The following is a 22,145-nucleotide window of genomic DNA, read 5'->3' as shown; positions in this document are numbered from 1 at the left end:
TGAAAGTAGCGTACGTTCAAAATCATGACGAAGGCAATCACCGTGGCCGGACTGCACAAGTCGTTCGGCCGGACGCACGCACTGGACGGGCTCGACCTGGCCGTCGAGTCCGGTGAGGTCCACGGCTTCCTCGGGCCCAACGGGTCGGGGAAGTCCACCACCATCCGGGTCCTGCTCGGCCTGCTGCGGGCCGACGCCGGCGCTGCCCAGCTGCTCGGCCGAGACCCCTGGCACGACGCGGTGGAACTGCACCGGCGCGTGGCGTACGTCCCCGGTGACGTCACGCTGTGGCGCAACCTCTCCGGCGGCGAGGTGATCGATCTGTACGGGCGGCTGCGCGGCGGCCTGGACGACGCCCGCCGCGCCGACCTGGTGGAGCGGTTCGAGCTCGACCCGACCAAGAAGGGGCGCACGTACTCCAAGGGCAACCGGCAGAAGGTGGCCCTCGTCGCCGCGTTCGCCTCCGATGTGGACCTGCTGATCCTGGACGAACCGACCAGCGGGCTCGACCCGCTGATGGAGGAGGTCTTCCAGCGCTGCGTCACCGAGGAGCGCGACCGCGGGCGGACGATCCTGCTCTCCAGCCACATCCTCAGCGAGGTCGAGTCGCTCTGCGACCGGGTCAGCATCATCCGCCAGGGGCGGACGGTGGAGACCGGCTCGCTGGCCGGTATGCGCCATCTGACGCGCACCAACATCAGCGCGGAGCTGGCCGGCGAGCCCGACGGACTGGCCGGACTGCCCGGAGTGCACGACCTCGACATCCAGGGGCGGCGCGTCACGCTCCAGGTCGACACGGACAAGCTGGACGCCGTCCTCAGATCGCTCACCGCGTCCGGGGTCCGCTCACTGAGCAGCACCCCGCCCACGCTGGAGGAGCTCTTCCTGCGGCACTACGCGGCGGACGCCGGACCGGTCGCGGAGGTGGCGGCGCGATGACTGCCGTGACCATGACCGCACCGGCCGGCACCGGACGCCGGACCGGGACCGGGACCGGACAGCTCGCGGGGACCCGGACCCTGCTGAGACTCGCCCTGCGGCGCGACCGGATCATCATGCCGCTCTGGGTGATCGTGCTCGGCGGCTCGTTCTCCTCCGTCGCGAAGTCCATCTCCTCGCTCTACGGGACGGACGCCCAGCGCGCCGAGCTCGCCGCGTCGATGAACGGCAACAGCTCCCTGCGGGCGATGTACGGGCCGGTGTTCAGCGACTCCGTGGGCGGGCTCGTCAGCTGGCGCATGATCGCCTTCGGCTCCGCGCTGGCCGCGGTGATGAGCCTGGTCGTCGTCGTGCGGCACACCCGCGAGGAAGAGGAGACCGGCCGTCAGGAGATGCTCTCCTCGGCCATGGTCGGGCGGCGCGCCCCGCTGACCGCGGCACTGCTCGCCGCGGTGATCGCCAATGCCGCGCTGGCCCTGGTGATCGTGGCCGGGATGGCCGGGTCGGGGGCGGGCGGCGCCGGGGCGGTGGCGATCGCTTCGGCCGTCGCCGGGGTCGGGGTGCTGTTCGCCTGCACCGCCGCGATCGCCGCCCAGTTCACCGAGAGCGCCCGGCTCGCGAAGGGGCTGACGGCCGCGGTGATCGGAGCCGCATTCGTCCTGAAGGCGGCGGGCGACTCCACGGCGGACGACGGCTCGTCCGTGCTCACCTGGCTCTCCCCCATCGGCTGGGCGGAGAACGTCCGGCCGTACGCGGACGAGCGGTGGTGGGTGCTCCCGGTGATCGCCGGCGCCGTGGCGGTGCAGTGCGCCGCGGCGTACGCGCTGGCCGGGCGGCGCGATGTCGGCATGAGCTTCCTGGCGACCCGGCCGGGGCCCGCCCGAGGCCGGATCTCCACCGCGTTCGGGCTCGCCGTGCGGCTCCAGCGCGGTGCGCTGCTGGGCTGGACGGTGTCGTTCGCCGCGGCCGGTGTCGTCTTCGGCGGGCTGACCAACGGAGCGGCCGATCTCGTCGGGGACAACGAGAAGACCAGGGAGATCTTCGAGCGGATGGGCGGACAGGCCGCTCTGACCGATGCGTTCCTCGCCTCGATGATCTCCGTGCTGGGCACGGTGGCGGCGCTGTACATCGTCTCCTCGGTGCTGCGGCCGCACGGCGAGGAGACCGCCGGGCGGGCCGAACCGATACTGGCGGGCGGGGTCGGCCGGATCGGCTGGGCGGCCGGCCACCTGCTCATAGCCTTCGGCGGCGCGGCCCTGATCATGGTGGCCGGCGGCCTCGGCCTCGCCGCCGGATACGGGCACGAACTGCCCGCCGTGCTCGGCGCCTCGCTGGTGCAACTGCCCGCCGTCTGGCTGCTGGGCGCGGTGACGGTCGTGCTGTACGGGGCGCTGCCGAAGGCCGCCGTCGCGGCCTGGGGGGTGGTGGGGCTCTGCCTGGCGCTGGGCTGGATCGGCCCGGCCCTGGATCTGCCGCAGCCGGTGATGGACCTGTCGCCGTTCACGCACCTGCCGAAGCTGCCGGGGGCGGGGATGGAGTGGGGTCCGGTGGCGCTGCTCACCGCGCTCGCGGTGGCGCTGACGGCCGGCGGCCTGGCGGCGCTGCGGCGGCGGGACATGCTGAACTGAGCGGGCGGCCCGCAACCCGTGGGCCACCCGCAGGCGTCCTCGCCGGTATGGACATCGATACGGGCATCGGTACAGGAGTCGGGACGGGCATCGGTACGGACATCGGTACAAGCGTCGGGACGGGCATCGGTACGGACACCACCAGGGACAGTCGGCGGGAAGCCCTCAAGGGAATCGCCGGGTTCGCCGCGGCCGCGGCCGGGGCCGTCGCCGGAATGCTCGTCTGGGCGCCCTACGCACAGCGCGGCATCCTCGGCGGCTTCGAGGGCGAGGCCGAGTGGGGCGTGCTCTGGCAGGGCCTGCCGGTCATGATCCTCGGCGGCGTCGCGGCCGCGCTGGGCGTCCTGTGCCTCGTACGGGGGAAGTGGCGGCGGGCCCTCGGGTTCGCGGCGCTCCTCGCGGCCCTGGTCGTCCTCGGGGTGACGTTCCAGGTACTCGAAGGGCCGCCGTCGCCCTGCGGGCCGGTCTGCTGAGGACGCGGCCGGGCACCTGAGCGCCCGAGCACTCGGGCACCCGGGCACCCGAGCGCCCGCGCACCCGAGCGCCCGAGCGCCCGCACACCCCGCCGCCTCACAGCTCGACGCGCAGCTCCTTCACGCCCCGGATCACGTACCCCGGGTTCCACTCCGGCTCCGCGACCAGCCGCATGTCCGGCGCCCGGCGCAGCAGCTCACCGAAGGAGGCCGCCAGTTCCACCCGGGCCAGCGGGGCGCCCAGACAGAAGTGAATGCCCGCGCCGAAGGTGATGTGCGGGTTCTCCTGCCGGGCGAGGTCCAGCGTGTCCGGGTCGGGGAAGCGGGCCGGGTCGCGGTTGGCCGAGCCGAAGAGCAGGGCCACCTCGGAACCGCGCGGAATGACCGTGCCGCCGATCTCGATGTCGTCGAGCACCCAGCGCTCGAACATCTGGAGCGGGGTGTCGTACCGCATCAGCTCCTCGATCGCGGACGGCAGCAGCCCGTGGTCGGCCCGGAGCGCGGCCAGCTGCGCGGGGTGGCGCAGCAGGGTCCACCAGCCGTTCACGGTGGTGTTGACGGTCGCCTCGTGCCCCGCGTTCAGCAGCAGCACACAGGTGGAGATCATTTCCTGCTCGGTGAGCCGCTCGCCCTCGTCGTGGGCGGCGATGAGCGCGGAGATCAGATCCGTGCCGGGGTTCCCGCGCCGCTCGGCGATCAGCTCGCGCAGATACGCGGAGAAGTCGACCGAGGCGCGGACTGCGGCGCGGGCGGTCTCCTCGGACGGGTTCAGCTCGTACATTCCGCAGATCGCCGCCGACCAGGGCCGCAGCGGCGCACGGTCGGACTCCGGGATGCCGAGCATCTCGGCGATCACGGCGACCGGCAGCGGTTCGGCCACCGCCGTGAGCAGATCGCCCCCGCCCTGCGCGACGAAGTCGTCGACGAGCCCGGCGGCCAGCCGGTGCACGGTCGGGGCGAGCCGCTCGACGGTACGCGGGGTGAACGCCTTGGAGACCAGCCGCCTGATCCGCGTGTGGTCCGGCGGCTCCAGGTCCAGCATCCCCTGCCCGTTGAGCGTCTCGAACGGCTCGTGCTCGGCGGGCGGGGCGGTCCGGCCGAACTCCTCGTGCGTGAACCGGTGCAGATACGTCCGGCCCAGCCGGCGGTCACGCAGCAGCGCGGACACATCGGCGTGGTGCGGGACGAGCCACTGATCGGTGCGCTCGAAGTAGTGCGCCCGGCCGGTGGCCCGCAGCTCGGCATAGGCGGGATACGGATCGGCGACGAACGCCGCCGACCACGGATCGAAGAGGGCGGCGGAGCCGGAGGCGGCGGGCGTGGGCTGGTTCATGAACCGACGCTAACCGGCCGCCCGCCACCAAGCCAGCCCCTCAGGACGGCGTGACCAGCCGGGCCTCGTACGCGAAGACGGCCGCCTGGGTGCGGTCGCGCAGGCCCAGCTTGACCAGGATGCGGCTCACATGGGTCTTGATGGTGGACTCGGCGACCACCAGGTGCGAGGCGATCTCCGCGTTCGACAGGCCCTGGGCGATGAGGACCAGCACCTCCGTCTCGCGCTCGGTGAGGTCTCCGATCCGGGCCAGTGCGGGCGGGCGCGGGGCCGCCGCGAGCTTGGAGAACTCGTTGATCAGCCGCTTGGTGACGGTGGGGGCGAGCAGCGCCTCGCCGGAGGCCACCACCCGTACACCGTCCGCGAGTTGCCGGGCCGAGGCGTCCTTGAGGAGGAAGCCGGAGGCGCCGGCGCGCAGCGCCTGGTAGACGTACTCGTCGAGGTCGAAGGTGGTCAGCACCAGCACCTTGGCGTCGGCGTCGGCCGCCACGATCTCGCGGGTCGCCTCGATGCCGTTGAGCTCCGGCATCCGGATGTCCATCAGCACCACGTCGGGGCGGAGGGCCGCGACCTGCGAGACGGCCTCGCGGCCGTTCACCGCCTCGCCGGCGACCTCGATGCCCGGCATCGCGTTGAGCAGTACCGAGAATCCCTCGCGGACCATCATCTGGTCGTCGACGATCAGTACCCGGATCGGCGCGTCCGTCCCGTCGGCCGTCACGCCTGCTCCACGGGGGCGTCGGAGGGGGCCTGCTGGACGGGGATGAACGCGGTGACCTCGTAGCCGCCGTCGGCGGTCGTCTCAGCGGTCATCTCGCCGTTCAGCATCCCGACCCGCTCCCGCATCCCGGTTATGCCGTGCCCGGCTCCCGGCGAGGGTTTCACCGGGCCGGTCGGCGGGCCGTTGACGACGCGCAGTCCGAGCCCGCCGAGCACATAGCCGATCTCGACCTTCGCGGTGGCACCCGGCGCGTGCCGCAGGGTGTTGCTGAGGGCCTCCTGGATGATCCGGTACGCCGACAGCTCGACGCCCTGCGGCAGTTCACGCACCGCACCGGTCACCGCCTTCTCCGCCGTCAGGCCCGCCTCGCCGACGTTGGCGAGGAGGCCGTCCAGCTCGGCCAGGGTGGGCTGCGGCGCGTCCGGCACCTCGTAGCCCTCGGTCCGTACGACGCCGAGCACCCGGCGCAGTTCGGTGAGCGCCGCGACGGCGTTCTCCCGGATCGTGAGGAAGGCCTGCTCCAGCTCGGGCGGCGGGTTCTCCACCCGGTACGGGGCGGCCTCGGCCTGGATCGCGACGACCGACATGTGGTGGGCGACCACGTCGTGCAGTTCGCGGGCGATGGTGGTGCGCTCCTCCAGCAGCGTGCGGCGGTCGCGCTCGACGGCGGTGACGGTGCGCTGCACGGTGACCTCGCGCTCCGCCTCCCGGCGGATGTGCACCAGGCTCACCAGGAGCAGGGCGAACGCGGAGGACACGGCCATGGCGGCGGTGTTCGATCCGCCGTCCCAGCCGACGACGTTCTCCACGAACGTGCCGAGCAGCAGGGTCAGTGCCCACATCCAGGCGGCGGTGCGCGGCCTGGTCCGGACCGCGACGACGTTCAGCACGACCAGGTGGGCGAAGAAGGCGCTCGGCCCCCACGGCCCGTCCGCGCCGCCGAAGAGCACGGACACCGGGACCATCGCCATCGACAGCCAGAACGCCCCCACCGGCCTGATCAGCGTCATCGCGATGCAGGCGGCGGGCAGCAGCCCGGACAGCAGGACGCCTGCGTTGCCGGTGCTCGCGAAACCCTGCATGAACGCGATCAGCGCGGCCCCCAGCACCATCGCGTGCGGGGTCCACCCGGCACGGGCCCGGAGCCGCTCCGGCAGCCGCCGGGTCACCGGCCCGTCTGTCCGCATGGGAGGCAGCGGGCAGTAGGCGAACGCGTCACGGATCAGGTCCTGCCGCAGGCCTGCCATCGCTCCTGCTGCGGCCCGGAGCTCAGGGCTTCTGGTCTTGGTCTCGGTCACGCCTCCACGGTAGGCGGCGCGGCGACCGGGGTCGTCAGCACGGATACGGATCCTGGACCGTCCGTCGCAAGTACTACCCGGATCCCCCTCCCCCGTCCCCGTACCGCGGTTCTCACCAGGCCAGCTGGGCGATCTCCTCGGCCACCACCGCGCACGCGTCGGCCGCCGGATCGATCAGCGGGAAGTGCCCGACGCCGGGCAGTAGGGTCAGACCCACGGTCTCCCCCTCCTTCGCCGCCGCGTCGACGAACGCCTCCACGACGGCCTGCGGCACCGTGAGGTCCGCGGTGCCCTGCACCACGGCGGTCGCGATGCCGGTGGGCAGCAGCAGTGCCGGGTCGGCGTGCGCGCTCCGTGCGGCGAAGTCCTCGTCGGTCCCCAGGAACTGCCCGATCGCGCCGGAGCACACATCCAGCGCGACGGCGGCGGTGAAGTCCGCGATCGGTGCGAGAGCCACCACGCCGCGCAGCGCGGGCGGGCGCGGCAGCCGCCACGGCGAGCCCTCCGGCAGTACGTGCCGGGCGGCGGCCCACAGGGCGAGCTGCCCGCCCGCCGAGTGCCCGGTGACGACGATCCGCCGGGCGTCCGCCGCGGGCAGCTCCCGCGCGAGCAGCTCCGGCAGCGCGTCCATCGCCGCGGCGACGTCGTCGAAGGTCTCCGGCCAGCGCCCGGCGACCGGGCCCGAGCCGCGCTGCTGGGGGATCTCGCTGCCCCGCCGGTACTCGACACTGGCGACGGCGAACCCGCGCCGGGCCAGGAATCCCACGAACGGGGACATGTGGAGCCGGTCGTACGGGGCCCGCCACGCCCCGCCGTGCAGGACGACCACGACGGGCGCGCCGGTGCGTCCGTCGTGCGGGGCGTAGAAGTCGATCGTCTGGTCCGGGTGGCTGCCGTAGGCGGCGGAGGCATCGGGGGCGACCACCGGATGCGAGAACGCGGACTCGGTCTCGGCTGCGTCCTGATCACGCGCGGCAGAATCCGACATGCTGCTCCAACCGTCCCTGACAATGCCCAACTGGGCTGACCTGCGGGGACGGTATCAGTATGGAGCCGTTCCCTGCCCCGGCGGCGGTCACTCCGGCCTCCCGCCCGACCGGGCTGCTAGTACACCGGGTCGTACATCCCGATCTGAAGGTCGGCGAAGAAGAGGACCCAGGGGCTTTCCTGATCGCTCTCCAGGGAGAAGACCAGCGGGTCGACGCCGTCGAACTCGTCCTTCACCCCGTCGGCGAAGCGCTTGAGTTCGGCGTACGGCCGGCCCACGATGACGGCGTCGGCCGGCTCACGTCTCATCAGCAGCTTTTGCCGGTGCAGCAGTTCCAGCATGTGCTGGAGCGAGGAGAGGTCCGTGTGCGCCGGACGGAAGTCCCCCTCGAAGAGGGCCATCTCGTCGGGGAAGGCGTGCACCGTGCCGTCATCGAGGTGGAGAAAGAGGTACCAGCCCTGGACCGAGCCGAAGAGCAGCAGATCGCCGAAATCCAGCCGGGCGATCTCCACCTCGGAACCGAGGTCCACCACGCTGGTCCTCTCGACCTCGCAGTCGTCCGCGGCGATGGCCGGGGCCATCCGGAAGGGGCTCTGCGGAAAGCCGGCGTCGCACAGCGCGCGGAGATCCTCCGGGCGCCGCACCACATCGGCGAGGACCGTACGCGAGGCCCGTACGTAGCCGGAACGGCCGCTGCCGGCCGCACCGTCGATATCGATGCCGATGTCGAAGATCATGCGGTGCGACCCCTCGCCGTGAACTGTCGTCGCACTCATTCTGCCCGCCGTCGCGGGCGTCCGGAAGCAGTCCGGCGACCGGGGCGAGCCGGTCGCCGGACTGACCCGGGAGCCTACGCCGCCGGAACGGCCAACACGTCCGCGAGCGCCCGCGCCGCACGTTCGGCGTCGGCGAACCCCACGTACAGCGGTGTGAATCCGAACCGCAGTACGTCCGGACGGCGCAGATCCCCGACGACTCCGCGTGCGATGAGCGCGGCCATCACCGGTTCGGCGTCCTCGCAGCGCAGCGCGACCTGGCTGCCGCGTTCCGCGTGCGCGGCCGGAGTGACCGAGGTGACGCGCCCTTCGGGGACGTACGCCGCGACGCACTCCAGGAAGAAGTCCGTCAGCGCCAGGGACTTGGCCCGCACCGCCTCGACCCCGACCCCGTCCCACACGTCGAGGGACGCCTCCAGGGCCAGCATGGACAGGATGTCGGGGGTCCCTACCCGGCCCCGTACGGCGCCGTCGGCGGGCGCGTACCCGGGGGTCATCGCGAACGGGTCGGCGTGCGACGTCCACCCCGGCAGGGGCGAGTCGAAGGCCGCCTGGTGCCGCGCGGCGACGTACAGGTACGCGGGTGAACCGGGCCCGCCGTTGAGGTACTTGTACGTGCAGCCGACCGCCAGGTCCACTCCGTGCGCGTCCAGCCCGACGGGCAGCGCGCCCGCGCTGTGGCACAGGTCCCAGACCGCGATCCCGCCCGCCGCGTGCACGGCGGCGGTGAGTGCGGGCAGGTCGTGGAGCCTGCCGGAGCGGTAGTCGACGTGGTTGAGGAGGGCGGCCGCGGTACGCGGACCGAGGGCGTCCGGCACGTCGGCGGGGGCGACCTGGACGATCCGGTGACCGGTCATCCGGGCGGCCGACTTCGCGATGTAGCCGTCCGTGGGGAAGGTGTCCGCGTCGACGAGGATCTCGTCGCGGCCCTCCGGCGCCAGCCGGGTCGCGGCGACGACGGCCTTGAAGACGTTCACGCTCGTCGAGTCACCGACGACGATCTGTCCCGCGGCTGCCCCGACGACCGGGGCGATCCGGTCCCCGATCCGCTCCGGCGCGGTCCACCAGCCGCTCTCGTCCCAGGACCTGATGCGCAGCTCGCCCCACTCGCGGGTGAGGACCTCCTGGAGCCGGGCGGGCACATGGCGGGGCAGTGCGCCCAGCGAGTTGCCGTCCAGGTAGACGGTGTCGTCGAGCGTGAACAGCTCGCGCAGCGGCGCCAGTTCGTCGGCGGTGTCGAGCGCCTGGGCGCGCTCCTGGAGGTCAGACATGGCTGCGGGCCGTCCAGAGCTCGGGGAACACGTTCTTGGTGGCGCGCTTCTCCAGCCAGGCGACCCCGGCCGAACCGCCGGTCCCGGTCTTGGAGCCCATGGCCCGCCGGGTGGCGACGAGGTGGTCGTTGCGCCATCGCCACACCAGTTCGCCGACATCGGTGAGCGCCTCGCCCAGCCGGACCAGCTCGTCGTGCTGGTCGGGGCTGGCGTAGATCTCCGCCCAGACGGCCTCGACCTCGGGCGACGGCTCGTACTTCTGGGCGAGGTCCCGGCCGAGCACGGCCTCCGGGACGGCGTGGCCGCGCCGGGCGAGGAGCGCGAGGGTCTCGTCGTACAGGCTCGGCTCCCCGAGCGCCTTCTCCAGCTCGGCGTGCACGCGGGGTGCGCCCCGGTGCGGCACGAGCATGGACGCGGACTTGTCCCCGAGCAGGAACTCCATCCGCCGGTACATCGCCGACTGGAAGCCGGAGCCCTCGCCGAGCGCGGACCGGTAGGAGTTGAACTGGGCGGGGGTGAGCTGGGCGAGCGGCGTCCAGGAGGCGTTCAGCGCCTCCAGCTCCCGCACCGACCGCTTCAGCGCGTCGCGCGCCACCGGCAGCCGGTCCTCGCGCAGGGCGTGCGCGGCGGTCTCCCACTCATGGACGATGACGGTGAACCACAGCTCCATGACCTGGGTGGTGACCAGGAAGACCATCTCGCCCGGGTCGTCGGAGCGCAGGTGCTGGAGGTGGGTGAGGACGTCCGCCTGGACGTAGTCCTCGTACGGAGTCGTTCCCGCGAAGTCGAGGTGCGGGGTCTGCGCACCGGTGGCTTCGGGGTCGGGGTGAATCGTCGACATTGCTGTCTCCTCGACACGAGCTTCCGGGTAGCGGTCCGCCCCTTCCGTGAGGTGGTGGAGCTCCGGTCCCCTGTTCGCATCCTAAACGCCACTCCGGGGGACGCGCAGGCCCCGCAGGCAGTGGTACGCCTGCGGGGCAGGTGGGGCAGGTGGGGCAGGTGCTGCCTAGCCGAGCGTCTCGGCTGCGGTCGGCGAGGAGTCGCGGAGGAACGACGAGCAGCGCTCGTACTCCTCCTGCTCACCGATCGACTGCGCGGCGCGCGCCAGCGCGTGCAGGGCGCGCAGGAAGCCGCGGTTCGGCTCGTGCTCGAACGGCACGGGGCCGTGGCCCTTCCAGCCGGCCCGGCGCAGTGCGTCCAGGCCGCGGTGGTAGCCGGTGCGGGCGTACGCGTACGACTCGATGACCCGGCCGCCCTCGAACGCCTCGTCGGCGAGCTGCGCCCAGGCCAGGGAGGAGGTCGGGTACTTCGCGGCGACATCGGTGGGCGCGACGTCCGCCGCGAGCAGTTCGCGCGGACCCGGGTCGTCGGGCAGGTGGGTCGGGGCAGGGCCCCCGAGCAGGTTCTCGTGGATCGACATGGGTCCAAGTGTGCCTGGCACCGGCGCCGCCGGGGCACCAAGGGCGCACAATGCCCGCCGGGGCGCTCAGGGGCCGTCCGCCCGGCGTGCCGTTTCCGGGGCCGGCTCCAATGGCGGGGCGGCGACGCCGCAGTGCACCGTGCACTCGGGGCGGGCGGTGTCCCGTACGGCCGCGTGGGGCGTGCGCACGGTCGACCAGGCGATCAGGGCGCCCACCACCAGCAGCCCGGCGCACATCGGCATGGCGCGCCGGAAGGTCGCGGCGAACTCCCCGGCGTCCCGGTAGGCCTCCGGCCCCATTCCGGCGAGCAGCGGCAGCGCGGCCACCGCGATCAGCCCGGCGGCGCGGGCCGCGGCGTTGTTGATCCCGCTGGCGAGTCCGGCCCGGCCGGTGTCCACGGAGGCCAGGACGGTCGCGGTGAGCGGGGCCACCAGGGTGACCAGTCCGACGCCGAGGACGGCGACGGCCGGGAGCACATCGGTCAGGTACCCGCGGACGGAGCTCGATCCCGGCCCCACGCGCAGCATCAGCAGCATGCCGGTGGCGGCGATCAGCGGGCCCGCGGTGAGCGGGATACGGGGGCCGACGCGCTGGCCGAGCTCGCCGGACCTGGCCGAGAACAGCAGCATCAGGACGGTCGTCGGCAGCAGCGCGGTGCCCGCGCCGAGCGCCGAGTACCCCGCGACGACCTGGAGCTGGATCGCGGAGAGGAAGAAGTAGCCGCCGAGCGCCGCGTACACACAGAGGGTGACGATGTTGACGGTGGTGAACTGCCGGGAGGCGAACACCGACGGCGGCAGCATGGGGTACGTCCGCCGCCGCTCGACCCGGACGAACGCGGCGCCGAGCAGCACCCCGCCCACCGCCGCCCCGATCACGGCGGGGGACGCGCCAAGACCCGGCGCCTCGATCAGCGCGTACGTCACCAGCGCGAGGGAGAGCGCGCCGAGCGCCGCCCCGAGCACGTCGAAGCGGCCGTGCGCGTACGGGTCCCGGGACTCCGGTACGTGGCGCAGGGCTACGGGCACGCAGACGGCGGCGAGCGGCAGGTTGAGCAGGAACACCCACCGCCAGCCGGGCCCGTCGACGAGCCACCCGCCCACGAACGGCCCGACGGCCGCCCCGACCCCGCCGAACCCGGACCACAGCCCGACCGCGCGGGCCCGGTCGTCCGGGTGGAAGCTCGCCTGGATCAGGGCCAGTGAACCGGGGGTGAGGAGCGCCCCGCCGACGCCCTGGAGGGCGCGGGCGGCGATGAGCACGACGGCGTTGGGCGCGATGCCGCAGAGCAGCGAGGCGAGGGCGAACCACACGACCCCGACGACGAAGACCCTCCGCCGCCCGTACCGGTCACCGAGCGCCCCGCCGAGCAGGATGAGCCCGGCGAGCGTCAGCATGTAGGCGTTGACGGTCCACTGGAGTGCGGCCAGGTCGGTGCCGAGGTCCTTGCCGATACGGGGCAGGGCGACGTTGATGACGGTGGAGTCGAGCATGGCCATGCTGGACCCGAGCACGGTCGTGAGGACGACCCAGCGCCCGGCGACGGAAGCAACCCGGATCCCGGGCCCGTCCGCCTCACCTTTCTCCATGCCCCCAGCATCAACGCGGACCGCCCCGGCGGCCAGTTCAAGCCCCTCCGGCGATTGAGGAGCGGGGGTCCGGGGGCAGCGCCCCCGAAACGGCCCGCGCCAAACACCCCCGCCCCGCCGCTACGCGGCGCCCCGTACCGCCTCCACCCCCCGGATCAACGCCTCCACCCCCGCCACCACCTTGCTCCGCGCGCACCCCACATTCAGCCGCACGAAGCCCTCCGCCCCGTACACGCTCCCCGGCATCACCGCGACCCGCTCCCGCTCGATCAGCACCCGCTGAAGCGCCTCGTCGTCCTCGACGCCCGCCCCGCGCAGGTCGATCCAGGCCAGGTAGCCGGCTTGCGGCGGCTCCCACCCCAGCTCGGGGAAGGCCGCGTTCAGCCGTTCCGCGACCAGCTCCAGGTTCCCGGTGACATACGCGCGGACCGCGTCCAGCCACGCCCCGCCCTCCCGGTACGCGGCGATGTGCGCGGTCAGCGAGAGCACCGCCGGTGAGGCGAGCCCCTCCGCGGTCTGCATCCGGCGCAGGAACTCCGTCCGGTCGTCCGCCCGGCCGATGATCCCGTACGAACCCGTCAGCGCCGGGAAGTTGAACGCCTTCGACGCCGAGGTGATGAGCGCCCAGCGCCCGTCGCCCGCCACCCGCGTCCACGGCACGTGCCGGCGTCCGCCGTGCACGAAGTCCGCGTGGATCTCGTCGCTGATCACCGCGACCCCGTGCCGCGCGGCGAGCAGGGCCAGCTCCGCGAGCTCCGCCTCCGTCCACACCCGCCCCGTGGGGTTGTGGGGCGAGCACACCAGCAGGACCTTGCTGTCCGCGCGGGCGAGCTCCCGCTCCAGCGCGGCCGTGTCCCCGAGCGGCACCCCGCGCAGCTCCCGCCCGAGCCCGGTGATCGCCTTGCGGAAACCGTCGTACGTGGGGGTGTGGACGACGACGCCGTCCCCCTCCGACGTCCACATCTGGAGCAGTTGCGACAGCTGGCTCAGCACGGAGGGCGCGTACACCAGCCGGCCGGTGTCGATCGTGGTGCCGTACCGGGTCGCGTACCAGTGGGCGATCGCCGACGTGAAGTCGTCCTGCTGCCAGTCGGTGTAGCCGAACACGCCGTGGTCGAGACGGGCCCGCAGCGCTGCCAGCACCTCGGGGGCGGTCTCGAAGTCCATGTCCGAGATGGTGAACGGCAGCAGCCCGTCCACCCCGAACCGGTCCGCGACCCCGTCCCACTGGACGCACCAGGTGCCGCGGCGGTCGATGACGGTGTCGAAGTCGTAGGACGTGCTCACAGCTGTTCCCTCATATCGTTCCTGCCGGGCCTGCCGGGCCTGCCGGGCCTGCCGGGCCTGCCGGGCCTGCCGGGCCGCCGGTCCGCTGGTCTGCCGGGTGCGGACATGCCGTGGGCCCGGCATCCCAAGGGATACCGGGCCCACGCACACATCCGTACGGGACTACTTCAGCTTGGTGCCGGTGGACCGCAGGTTGGCGCAGGCCTCCGTGACGCGCTTGGCCATGCCCGCCTCGGCGGCCTTGCCCCAGGTCCGCGGGTCGTAGACCTTCTTGTTGCCGACCTCGCCGTCGACCTTCAGCACGCCGTCGTAGTTGCGGAACATGTGGTCCGCGACCGGGCGGGTGAAGGCGTACTGGGTGTCGGTGTCGAGGTTCATCTTCACGACGCCGTTCTCCAGCGCGGTGGCGATCTCCTCGGCGGTGGAGCCGGAGCCGCCGTGGAAGACGAAGTCGAACGGCTGGCTGCCGGCCGGCTTGCCGTACTTGGCGGAGACGCCCACCTGGAGGTCCTTGAGGAGCTCGGGGCGGAGCACGACGTTGCCCGGCTTGTAGACACCGTGCACGTTGCCGAAGGAGGCGGCCAGCAGGTAGCGGCCCTTCTCGCCCAGACCGAGCGCCTCGGCGGTACGCAGCGCGTCGTCGACGGTCGTGTACAGCTCGTCGTTGATCTCGTGCGTGACGCCGTCCTCCTCACCGCCGGTCGGGGTGATCTCGACCTCAAGGATGATCTTGGCGGCGGCGGCCTTGGCAAGCAGCTCCTGGCCGATGGAGAGGTTGTCGGCCAGCGTCTCGGCCGAGCCATCCCACATGTGGGACTGGAACAGCGGGTTCAGACCCTTGGCGACGCGCTCCGCGGAGACCTCGATCAGCGGACGGACGTACGTGTCCAGCTTGTCCTTGGGGCAGTGGTCGGTGTGCAGCGCGACCGTGATGTCGTACTTGGCGGCGACGATGTGCGCGAACTCGGCCAGGGCGACAGCGCCCGTGACCATGTCCTTGTTGTACTGGCCACCCAGGAACTCCGCCCCACCGGTGGACATCTGGATGATGCCGTCGCTCTCGGCCTCCGCGAAACCGCGCAGCGCAGCGTGCAGGGTCTGGGTCGAGGTCACGTTGATGGCCGGGTAGGCGAACTTGCCTGCCTTCGCCCGGTCGAGCATCTCGGCGTAGACCTCGGGGGTTGCGATGGGCATCTGTCCGCTCCTTGGGATGTGCGGGTGTGCGTTGCTGGTTCCCTGACCTGGGGGCGACGTCATCGTCGCCCCCATCTTCCCAGACTCTGGCTTCGGCTCCACCCGGCGCACTCCCCCAGTATTCGGGGCCACCGGCTGCGGACATGCGACGAGGGCGGCCGGTTTCACGTGAAACCGGCCGCCCTCGAAGAAAACCGCAGGTCAGGACAGGTCGAGGTCCGCGACCGAGTACACATGGACATACGGGAGACCCGCCTCGGCGATGGCCGGAGCCGCGCCCCGCTCCACGATCACGGCGACGGCGACGACCTCGCCACCCGCCTCACGCACCGCCTCGACAGCGGTCAGCGGCGAGCCGCCCGTCGTCGAGGTGTCCTCGACGACCAGGCAGCGGCGGCCCTTGACCTCGGCGCCCTCGATCCGGCGCTGCATCCCATGGGCCTTCTGCGCCTTGCGGACGACGAACGCGTCCAGCTCCTGACCGCGAGCGGCGGAGGCGTGCAGCATCGAGGTGGCGACCGGGTCGGCACCCAGCGTCAGCCCGCCCACGCAGTCGTAGTCCAGCTCGGCGGTCGCGTCGAGCATGACCTGACCGACCATCGGAGCAGCCTTGCCGTCCAGCGTGATGCGACGCAGGTCGATGTACCAGTCGGCCTCCAGGCCGGAGGAGAGCGTCACCTTGCCGTGTACAACGGCCTTGTCCTTGATCTGCTGCAGCAGCTCAGCGCGTACGTCTGTCATGGCTACGAGGATAAGGCGCCCGGCAGCGGCCCGTTCGCGCGGCAGCGGCGCGTACGCAGCGCCTGCTCCCGCTCCGGCCGGCCTCAGAGCCTGCGGCCGGTCCGGCCTCAGAGCGTGCGGCCGGGCCGGCCTCAGAGCGTGCGGCCCGGCCGGCCTTAGAGCGTGCGCCAGCTCCAGGTCGTCGCGATCTCCAGAGGCTCGATCGGGGTGACGTAGCGGGGATCGGTGTTCAGCCCGTTCGGCGGGCCCGACTGCGGCTCCACGCAGACCGCCTCGGCCTGCTCGTCGTAGACCACGACCCACTCGGTCCGGCTCTTCACCGTCAGCTCCAGTTGCTTCGGCCAGGTGAGGGTCACATCGACGCCGTCGGGCATCCCGAAGGCGTCGTCCCACGGTCCGTCCAGGGGCGGGATCCGGCGGCCGGTCGGCAGATGGTCCTCGCCCCGCTCCTCCTGCCAGGCGGCGTCGAAGTCGATCCGGACGTCCTCGCCGCCGAGGTTGCGCCGGAACCAGGGGTGCCAGCCGGCCTGCGCCGGGAAGGAGTCCCCGTACGTCTCGATGCCGAACGCCAACGTGAGGGAGTCCTCGGCCAGTTCGAAGGTCTGCGTCACCCGGCCCGGATACGGCCAGGGCTCGGCCAGGTCGTAGTAGAACGAGGCCTCCGTCCCGGTCTCCCGGGCGGTCCGCCAGGCCGTGTCACGGCCCGTGCCGTGAATGGCGTGCGGCGGGGCGGTCAGCGGCATCCGGTGCAGAACGCCGCCGTCGCGGAACTGCCCGTTCTCCATGCGCCCGCACCACGGCACCATCGGGAAGCAGCCGTACCGCTCCCCCTGCCGCAACAGTTCGGTACCACCGATCCGCAGGCTGCTGATACGGCAGCCATTGGCGGGGTTCACGGTCAACTCTGCGTCGCCGACGGACAGCCGGACGTCCTTCTCGCTGCTGCTCACCCGACCGACCCTACTGGCGCGGCTACCTCCGGCGCCGCAGCGCCCGGCCCACCACCACGGCGGAGGCGATGGCGAGGGCGGCCGCCGGCGCCACCCAGCGGAGCGTGGCGCCCGCACCGGTCGAGTCGGGCGACGGCACGGGGGCGTACCGGCCGCGCGGCGGGGCGTGGTCGACCTCCTCGGCGCTGCGCCCGATCATGGTGCGCCGGGCATGCGCGGCCTCGGCCGGCGGCCCGTCCGGGACGGTGAACTCGATCCCGGCCACCGCGTCCATCGAGGACGGCGGCACCGGGGTGTCGAAGACCGAGGCCCTGTCCGGCGGCTGCTCCCCGGCCGGGGCCTCGTCGGCGGCGGCGTCATGCGTGGTCGGGGCCTCCTCGGCACCGGTGTCGTCCGCCTCCTCGGCGGCCTCCTCGATGGCCTTCTCCACCGCGTCCCCGACGGACCGCTCCTCGGAACCGGCCACGGACGCGTCGCCGGAGCCGTCCGACGCGCCGCCTTCAGAACCGGCCGCGGAGTCGTCCGCCCCGTCGCCCGCGGAGTCGCCCGCGGAACCGTCCACGGAGTCGTCCGCCCGGTCGCCCGCCCCGCCACCTGCCCCGTCGCCCGCGGAACCGCCCGCGGAGTCGCCCGTTCCCTGGTCCGCCTCCTCGTGCGCGGCGAGCGCCTCCGTCACCAGTTGCCGTGCGAAGCGGTCCAGCAGGCGGTGGGCCGCCGCGAGCGCCGCCGCCGGGTCCAGCTCCACCAGGCGGCCGTCGCCGCCGACCGTGCCCTCGAAAGCGATCGCGGTACCGCCGTCCCGTTCCGTCAGGCGGACGGTCAGGGCCAGCTTCGCCGAGCCGGTGCCGCGCGCCTCCACCGCCTCGCCCGCCACGGAGACGCCGTACGCGGTGTCCCCCGCCCGGCCGTCCGTCAGCGCGGTGAGCCGCAGCGCGCCCCGGTAGGTGATGGTGTGGCCGCCGACCCGCACCTTGAGCCGGCCGGCCAGCGGGCCCGCGGCCGCGTCGGCGTCCCGCTGAAGGCCCGGCACACAGCGCGCGACCCGGGAGGGATCGCCCAGCGTGCGCCGAAGGACAGGGACCGGCACCGGAACGTACACCTCATGCTCCATGGAAACCGAGCCTACTCAGCCCCGGCCCTCACGTCAGCGCTTCCGCCTCTCCGGAGCCGGCGCCACCGCCCCGCCCCGTACGGCTCAAGGCGCTCACATCCCACGAGAGGCCGCCCCCTCACGTCCCCCTGGCGGCACGCGCTCACGACTCGCCCCAGTACCTCGGGTGCACCAGCGTCGAGGGCGCCAGCCCCGGCAGCCGGCCGGCCTCCGCCCGCCGCCCCGCCGCCCGGAGCGACTGTTCCGTCAGGTCCTTCAGCTCCGGCGCCTCCGGGTCCAGACCGAGCGCCGGGGCCCGGCCGAGTCCGGCCAGCACGAATCCCCAGCCGTGCGCCTGAGCGGCCCCGCCCGACGCACGGTCCGGGCCCGTCTCGAAACCCGCGTACCGGCCGCCGACCCGGTAGGGGCGGGTGCGCAGGCCCGCCGCCCTCATCGACGCCTCGACCGTCCAGTACGTGTGCGGCCGGCCGACCGGCGGCCCCCCGTGCACCACGAGCCGGCCGCCCGGCGCGAGGGCCTCGGCGACCAGACCGTAGAACTCCGCCGAGTAGAGCTTCGTACTGGCCGAGATCCCCGGATCCGGCAGGTCCGAGATCACCGCGTCGTAGCGGCCGTGCGCCGCCCGCAGCCAGGTGAACGCGTCCCCGGTCACGGCCGTCAGCCGCGGGTCCCGGTACGCGTGCGCGTTCAGCGCGGAGAGCGCCTGGTCCGTACGGGCCAACCGGGTGACGGCCGGGTCCAGCTCCACCAGCGTGACGCTCCGCACGCCGGGGTAGCGCAGCACCTCGCGGGCCGCCAGGCCGTCGCCGCCGCCCAGGATCAGCACCCGCGCGTGCGGCCCGTTCATCACCGGGTGCACCAGCGCCTCGTGGTACCGGTACTCGTCGCGCGAGCTGACCCGCAGCCGCCCGTCCAGATAGAGGTCCAGGGAGCTGCGGCCCGCCCCGGTCAGCACCACCTCCTGGACGTCGGTCTGCATCGCGACCCGCACCCGGTCCCCGTACACCGCGCGCCTCGCCGCCCGCTCGAAGTCGTCGGCCAGCACCGCGGCCGTGGCCAGCAGGGCGATCACCGCCACGTTGACGGCGATGAGCAGCCACCGGGACCGGCGGGTGAGATCCCGCCGGAACACCCACATCACCAGCGCCCCGCCCGCCGCCGCGTTGACCGCACCGGTGAGCAGCGCCCCGGTGAGCTGTCCGAGCAACGGCAGCAGCAGGAACGGGAACGCCAGCCCGCCGAACAGCGCCCCCACGTAGTCCGCGGCGAACAGATCGGCGACGGCCCCGCTCGCGTCCTGCCGGTCGACGCGCTGGATGAGCGTCATCAGCAGCGGGATCTCCGCACCGATCAGGACGCCGATCGCCAGCGAGAAGCCGACCAGGGCGTACCGCGATTCCCCGATCCACGCGAACGTCGCGTAGAGCACCAGCGCGGAGGAGCCGCCGACCAGTGCGAGCACGGCCTCGATCAGTCCGAAGCCGACCGCGGCCCGGCTGCATAAACGTTTCGCGAGCAACGAGCCGATCCCCATGGCGAACACCATCACGGAGAGCACGACGGACGCCTGGGTGACGGAGTCACCGATCAGATAGGAGGCGAGCGCGACCAGTTCGAGCTCGTACACCAGACCGCACGCGGCGCAGACGAAGACCGCGGCGAGCACGAGGTACCGGCCGGTCCTGGGCCGTACGGGAAGCCGCGCCGCGCCCCCTCGCAGCGACACCTGCTGGTCGATCATGCCGCGAACGCTACGTCACTGGAACGTCGCCGCTTGTCACCCACAAGGGTGTAAGTGGCTCAACCGCAACGGAGTTGGCCCCGGTCACAGCACAGCCGCCGGCATCCGCACACCCACGCGGGTGCGGGTCACCACGAGCTGCCCCTCCTGCGGGTACGCGTGCCAGGTACGCCACCGCACCTGTCCCTCGGTCCGCTGGGCGAGCATGGCGGTGAAGGCGTGCGGGCTGCCCGGGAACGTCCCGGCCAGGCCGTGGGGATGGTCGGCGACGAGCGCCAGGAGCTCCTGCGCGCGCCCCGCGAACGAGCCCGCGCCGAGCGTCTCGACGCGGGCCGCGAACTCGTACTCCCAGTCCCCGAGCCGCTTGGAGACACCGAGAGGGAGTGGTGTGCTGCTGCCCGGCATGCAGGCGACGGTTTCGGAACAGCTTCCGCGGTCCTCCTCCAGGAGGACCTGATGAGAGGCGCCGAGCAGGCGCAACTGGAGTTGGGCACCGGCGAGATGGAGATCGAGCACGGCGAGCGCCGGGAGCGGTTCACGCCCCAGCGCCCAGGCCAGATCGGCGGCACGGGTATCGGAATAGGCCGTATGGAGGGTCGTGAGCATGGGTCGGCTCCGCAAAACACACATGGACACATGGACAGGGGGACGCCCCCGAGCGTGATGCACGTGGGAGGTGGGAAGCGCCCGATCAGGTCCAACTGGGGTCCGAGGGCTGAATGTTCTCTCCACCGAGGGAATCACGAACTAAGCCGCACTCGCAGTGTTTTTACCCAACTTGACGTGGTTTCCATCCCCTCGGGGGCCTTCCGGTTCACCTGTTCACCGGTGACTCGCCGCAGGGCCCAACAAAAAGGTGTCCGGCGGGACTTAGGACGGTTCCGAAGCCCCGCCCCGACTCCCGCCGGACACCTCTTCCCTCCCGGCACCGGGCCGTCGTGAACCTGCCCGGTGGCGGACCAGCTGCCCCGTGTCAGCTGCCTCCGCCGCATCCGCCCCCGCCGCCGCACGACGAACCCCCGCCGCACGAATGGCCACCGCCGCAGGAGTGACCACCGGAGTGACCGCCCGAATGACCCCCCGAATGACCACTGCCGCTGCTGCTGCCGCACGACGAGCCGCCCCCGCCACCGCCCGCCCACCAGCTGCCACCGGCCGCACCGCCGCCGACCGCACCGCGCCGGCGCTTGCTCCGGGCCAGTGGCTTACCGCGGCTCCCCGCGCTCGCCATCGACGAAACGAGCACCCCCACCGCCACGATCACGAGCACCGCGATGATGACCACCTTCACGGACCTCACGTCCTTCCGTCCCCCGAAGCGAGTCCCCCGCTTCTCACCGGTTCCTGCGTGCAGGAGGGATGCCCCCGCCCCCATTCGGCCAAAGCAGACTTGAGCAACTCCAGAGCTTCCGCGCAGGATGGCGGTCATGACACAGGGACGACCGCTGCTCAACCGCCGCCTCGCCGAGTTCGGCACGACGATCTTCGCGGAGATGTCCGCGCTGGCCGTCCGCACCGGCGCCATCAACCTCGGCCAGGGGTTCCCGGACACCGACGGCCCGGAGGAGGTCCGCGAGGCCGCCGTCCGTGCCCTGCGCGCCGGGCACGGCAACCAGTACCCGCCGGGGCCGGGGGTCCCCGAGCTGCGCACCGCGATCACCGGTCACCAGCAGCGGCGCTACGCCCTGACGTACGACCCCGACACCGAGGTCCTCGTCACCGCGGGCGCCACCGAGGCCATCGCGGCCTCGATGCTGGCCCTCCTGGAGCCCGGCGACGAGGTCATCGCACTGGAGCCGTACTACGACTCGTACGCCGCCTGCATCGCCATGGCGGGCGCCTCCCGCGTCCCCGTCACCCTGCACCCCGAGCCCTCGACCGGCACCTACCGGCTGGACCTCGACGAGCTGCGCGCCGCCGTCACCCCCCGCACCCGGCTGCTGCTGCTCAACACCCCGCACAACCCCACCGGCACCGTCCTGACCCGCGAGGAACTCGCCGCGATCGCCGAACTGGCCTGCGAGCGCGATCTCCTCGTCGTCACCGACGAGGTCTACGAGCACCTGGTGTTCGAGGGCGAGCACCTGCCGCTCGCCTCGTTCCCCGGTATGCGCGAGCGGACGGTCACCATCAGCTCGGCCGGCAAGACGTTCTCGTTCACCGGCTGGAAGGTCGGCTGGATCACCGCGAGCCCCGAGCTGGTGACGGCGGTCCGCTCCGCGAAGCAGTTCCTGACGTACGTCTCCGCCGGGCCGTTCCAGTACGCGGTCGCCGAGGCGCTGCGGCTGCCCGACAGCTACTTCGACACGCTGCGCGCGGATCTGCGGGCCAAGCGGGACCTGCTGAGCGGCGGACTCGCCGAGGCCGGTTTCACGGTCTACCGCCCGGCCGGCACGTACTTCGTCACCACCGACATCCGCCCACTGGACAGCAGCGGCGACGGCTTCGCGTTCTGCCGCTCGCTGCCGGAGCGGTGCGGGGTGGTGGCCGTGCCGAACGCGGTCTTCTACGACCACCGGGAGCAGGGCGCACCCTTCGTCCGCTTCGCCTTCTGCAAGCGTACGGAGGTGCTGGCGGAGGCGGTGGCCCGGCTCAAGCGGCTGGCGCCCTGACGGGCGCGAGGAAGACCCGCTGCCGGGTGCTGGGGCTGGGACCTGCTCGTAGGGCCCAGCCCTGAATCGACC

The 22,145-nt window shown here is 72.7% G+C and carries 20 protein-coding genes; 4 read left to right on the top strand and 16 right to left on the bottom strand.

What is annotated here, in order from left to right; all coding sequences use genetic code 11:
- The first annotated feature begins 24 nt into the window (after positions 1 to 24).
- Genes ACZ6S6_RS31350 through ACZ6S6_RS31340 form a run of 3 tightly spaced genes read left to right on the top strand, consistent with a single transcriptional unit; the run spans position 25 to position 3,040 of the window.
- On the top strand, positions 25 to 939 hold the full coding sequence (locus ACZ6S6_RS31350; RefSeq protein ID WP_362961199.1) for an ABC transporter ATP-binding protein: 915 nt from the start codon (positions 25 to 27) through the stop codon (positions 937 to 939).
- A complete protein-coding gene (locus ACZ6S6_RS31345) occupies positions 936 to 2,567 on the top strand; it encodes an ABC transporter permease (RefSeq protein WP_469708156.1) in 1,632 nt (543 codons plus the stop codon). Before ACZ6S6_RS31350 ends, ACZ6S6_RS31345 begins: the two co-directional genes overlap by 4 nt.
- A 47-nt stretch (positions 2,568 to 2,614) precedes the next feature.
- Positions 2,615 to 3,040, top strand: a complete 426-nt coding sequence (locus tag ACZ6S6_RS31340) for a hypothetical protein (RefSeq protein WP_362961193.1) — start codon at positions 2,615 to 2,617, stop codon at positions 3,038 to 3,040.
- Positions 3,041 to 3,137: 97 nt separating this feature from the next.
- Here ACZ6S6_RS31340 and ACZ6S6_RS31335 read toward each other — a convergent pair whose 3' ends face one another.
- The 16 genes from ACZ6S6_RS31335 to ACZ6S6_RS31260 all read right to left on the bottom strand — a co-directional run bounded on the left by ACZ6S6_RS31335 (position 3,138) and on the right by ACZ6S6_RS31260 (position 20,067).
- Positions 3,138 to 4,373: a cytochrome P450 gene (locus ACZ6S6_RS31335; protein ID WP_362961190.1), complete on the bottom strand. Its 1,236-nt coding sequence runs from the start codon at positions 4,371 to 4,373 to the stop codon at positions 3,138 to 3,140.
- Between the two features lie 40 nt (positions 4,374 to 4,413).
- On the bottom strand, positions 4,414 to 5,094 hold the full coding sequence (locus ACZ6S6_RS31330) for a response regulator transcription factor (RefSeq protein ID WP_362961188.1): 681 nt from the start codon (positions 5,092 to 5,094) through the stop codon (positions 4,414 to 4,416).
- Positions 5,091 to 6,341 carry a sensor histidine kinase gene (locus ACZ6S6_RS31325; RefSeq protein ID WP_469708309.1) on the bottom strand — a complete coding sequence of 417 codons (1,251 nt, stop codon included), beginning with the start codon at positions 6,339 to 6,341 and terminating at the stop codon, positions 5,091 to 5,093. The genes ACZ6S6_RS31330 and ACZ6S6_RS31325 overlap by 4 nt, the downstream gene beginning before the upstream one ends.
- Before the next feature lie 163 nt (positions 6,342 to 6,504).
- Positions 6,505 to 7,380, bottom strand: a complete 876-nt coding sequence (locus ACZ6S6_RS31320; RefSeq protein WP_469708154.1) for an alpha/beta hydrolase family protein — start codon at positions 7,378 to 7,380, stop codon at positions 6,505 to 6,507.
- Positions 7,381 to 7,496: 116 nt separating this feature from the next.
- Positions 7,497 to 8,156 carry an SUKH-4 family immunity protein gene (locus ACZ6S6_RS31315; protein ID WP_469708152.1) on the bottom strand — a complete coding sequence of 220 codons (660 nt, stop codon included), beginning with the start codon at positions 8,154 to 8,156 and terminating at the stop codon, positions 7,497 to 7,499.
- Between the two features lie 74 nt (positions 8,157 to 8,230).
- Complete coding sequence (gene kynU, locus ACZ6S6_RS31310; protein ID WP_469708150.1) at positions 8,231 to 9,427, bottom strand: kynureninase; 1,197 nt, start codon at positions 9,425 to 9,427, stop codon at positions 8,231 to 8,233.
- Positions 9,420 to 10,268, bottom strand: a complete 849-nt coding sequence (locus tag ACZ6S6_RS31305) for a tryptophan 2,3-dioxygenase family protein (protein ID WP_362961174.1) — start codon at positions 10,266 to 10,268, stop codon at positions 9,420 to 9,422. Before ACZ6S6_RS31305 ends, kynU begins: the two co-directional genes overlap by 8 nt.
- A gap of 165 nt (positions 10,269 to 10,433) precedes the next feature.
- On the bottom strand, positions 10,434 to 10,847 hold the full coding sequence (locus tag ACZ6S6_RS31300) for a DUF3151 domain-containing protein (RefSeq protein WP_362961171.1): 414 nt from the start codon (positions 10,845 to 10,847) through the stop codon (positions 10,434 to 10,436).
- A 66-nt stretch (positions 10,848 to 10,913) separates the two neighbouring features.
- Positions 10,914 to 12,437: an MFS transporter gene (locus tag ACZ6S6_RS31295; RefSeq protein ID WP_469708148.1), complete on the bottom strand. Its 1,524-nt coding sequence runs from the start codon at positions 12,435 to 12,437 to the stop codon at positions 10,914 to 10,916.
- Positions 12,438 to 12,557: 120 nt separating this feature from the next.
- Positions 12,558 to 13,724, bottom strand: a complete 1,167-nt coding sequence (locus tag ACZ6S6_RS31290; protein WP_469708146.1) for a MalY/PatB family protein — start codon at positions 13,722 to 13,724, stop codon at positions 12,558 to 12,560.
- A gap of 162 nt (positions 13,725 to 13,886) precedes the next feature.
- Positions 13,887 to 14,918: a class II fructose-bisphosphate aldolase gene (gene fbaA / locus ACZ6S6_RS31285; RefSeq protein ID WP_362961162.1), complete on the bottom strand. Its 1,032-nt coding sequence runs from the start codon at positions 14,916 to 14,918 to the stop codon at positions 13,887 to 13,889.
- A gap of 201 nt (positions 14,919 to 15,119) precedes the next feature.
- Entirely contained in the window at positions 15,120 to 15,659 is a 540-nt protein-coding gene (gene pyrE, locus ACZ6S6_RS31280) for an orotate phosphoribosyltransferase (protein ID WP_123525106.1), read from the bottom strand.
- A 155-nt stretch (positions 15,660 to 15,814) separates the two neighbouring features.
- Positions 15,815 to 16,609, bottom strand: coding sequence for an aldose epimerase family protein (locus tag ACZ6S6_RS31275; RefSeq protein WP_362961159.1), 795 nt, complete (start codon positions 16,607 to 16,609; stop codon positions 15,815 to 15,817).
- A gap of 22 nt (positions 16,610 to 16,631) precedes the next feature.
- A complete protein-coding gene (locus ACZ6S6_RS31270; protein ID WP_469708143.1) occupies positions 16,632 to 17,720 on the bottom strand; it encodes an SRPBCC domain-containing protein in 1,089 nt (362 codons plus the stop codon).
- A gap of 142 nt (positions 17,721 to 17,862) precedes the next feature.
- A complete protein-coding gene (locus tag ACZ6S6_RS31265) occupies positions 17,863 to 19,461 on the bottom strand; it encodes a polyamine aminopropyltransferase (protein ID WP_469708141.1) in 1,599 nt (532 codons plus the stop codon).
- A gap of 84 nt (positions 19,462 to 19,545) precedes the next feature.
- Positions 19,546 to 20,067, bottom strand: coding sequence for a DUF2617 family protein (locus ACZ6S6_RS31260; RefSeq protein WP_362961153.1), 522 nt, complete (start codon positions 20,065 to 20,067; stop codon positions 19,546 to 19,548).
- 821 nt (positions 20,068 to 20,888) lie between these two features.
- Between ACZ6S6_RS31260 and ACZ6S6_RS31255 the strand changes: the two genes are divergently transcribed.
- Complete coding sequence (locus ACZ6S6_RS31255; protein WP_469708139.1) at positions 20,889 to 22,073, top strand: pyridoxal phosphate-dependent aminotransferase; 1,185 nt, start codon at positions 20,889 to 20,891, stop codon at positions 22,071 to 22,073.
- Positions 22,074 to 22,145: the final 72 nt, after the last annotated feature.

It is taken from the genome of Streptomyces sp. NPDC048671 (assembly GCF_055587045.1).
This window is presented reverse-complemented; position numbering and strand designations above follow the sequence as displayed.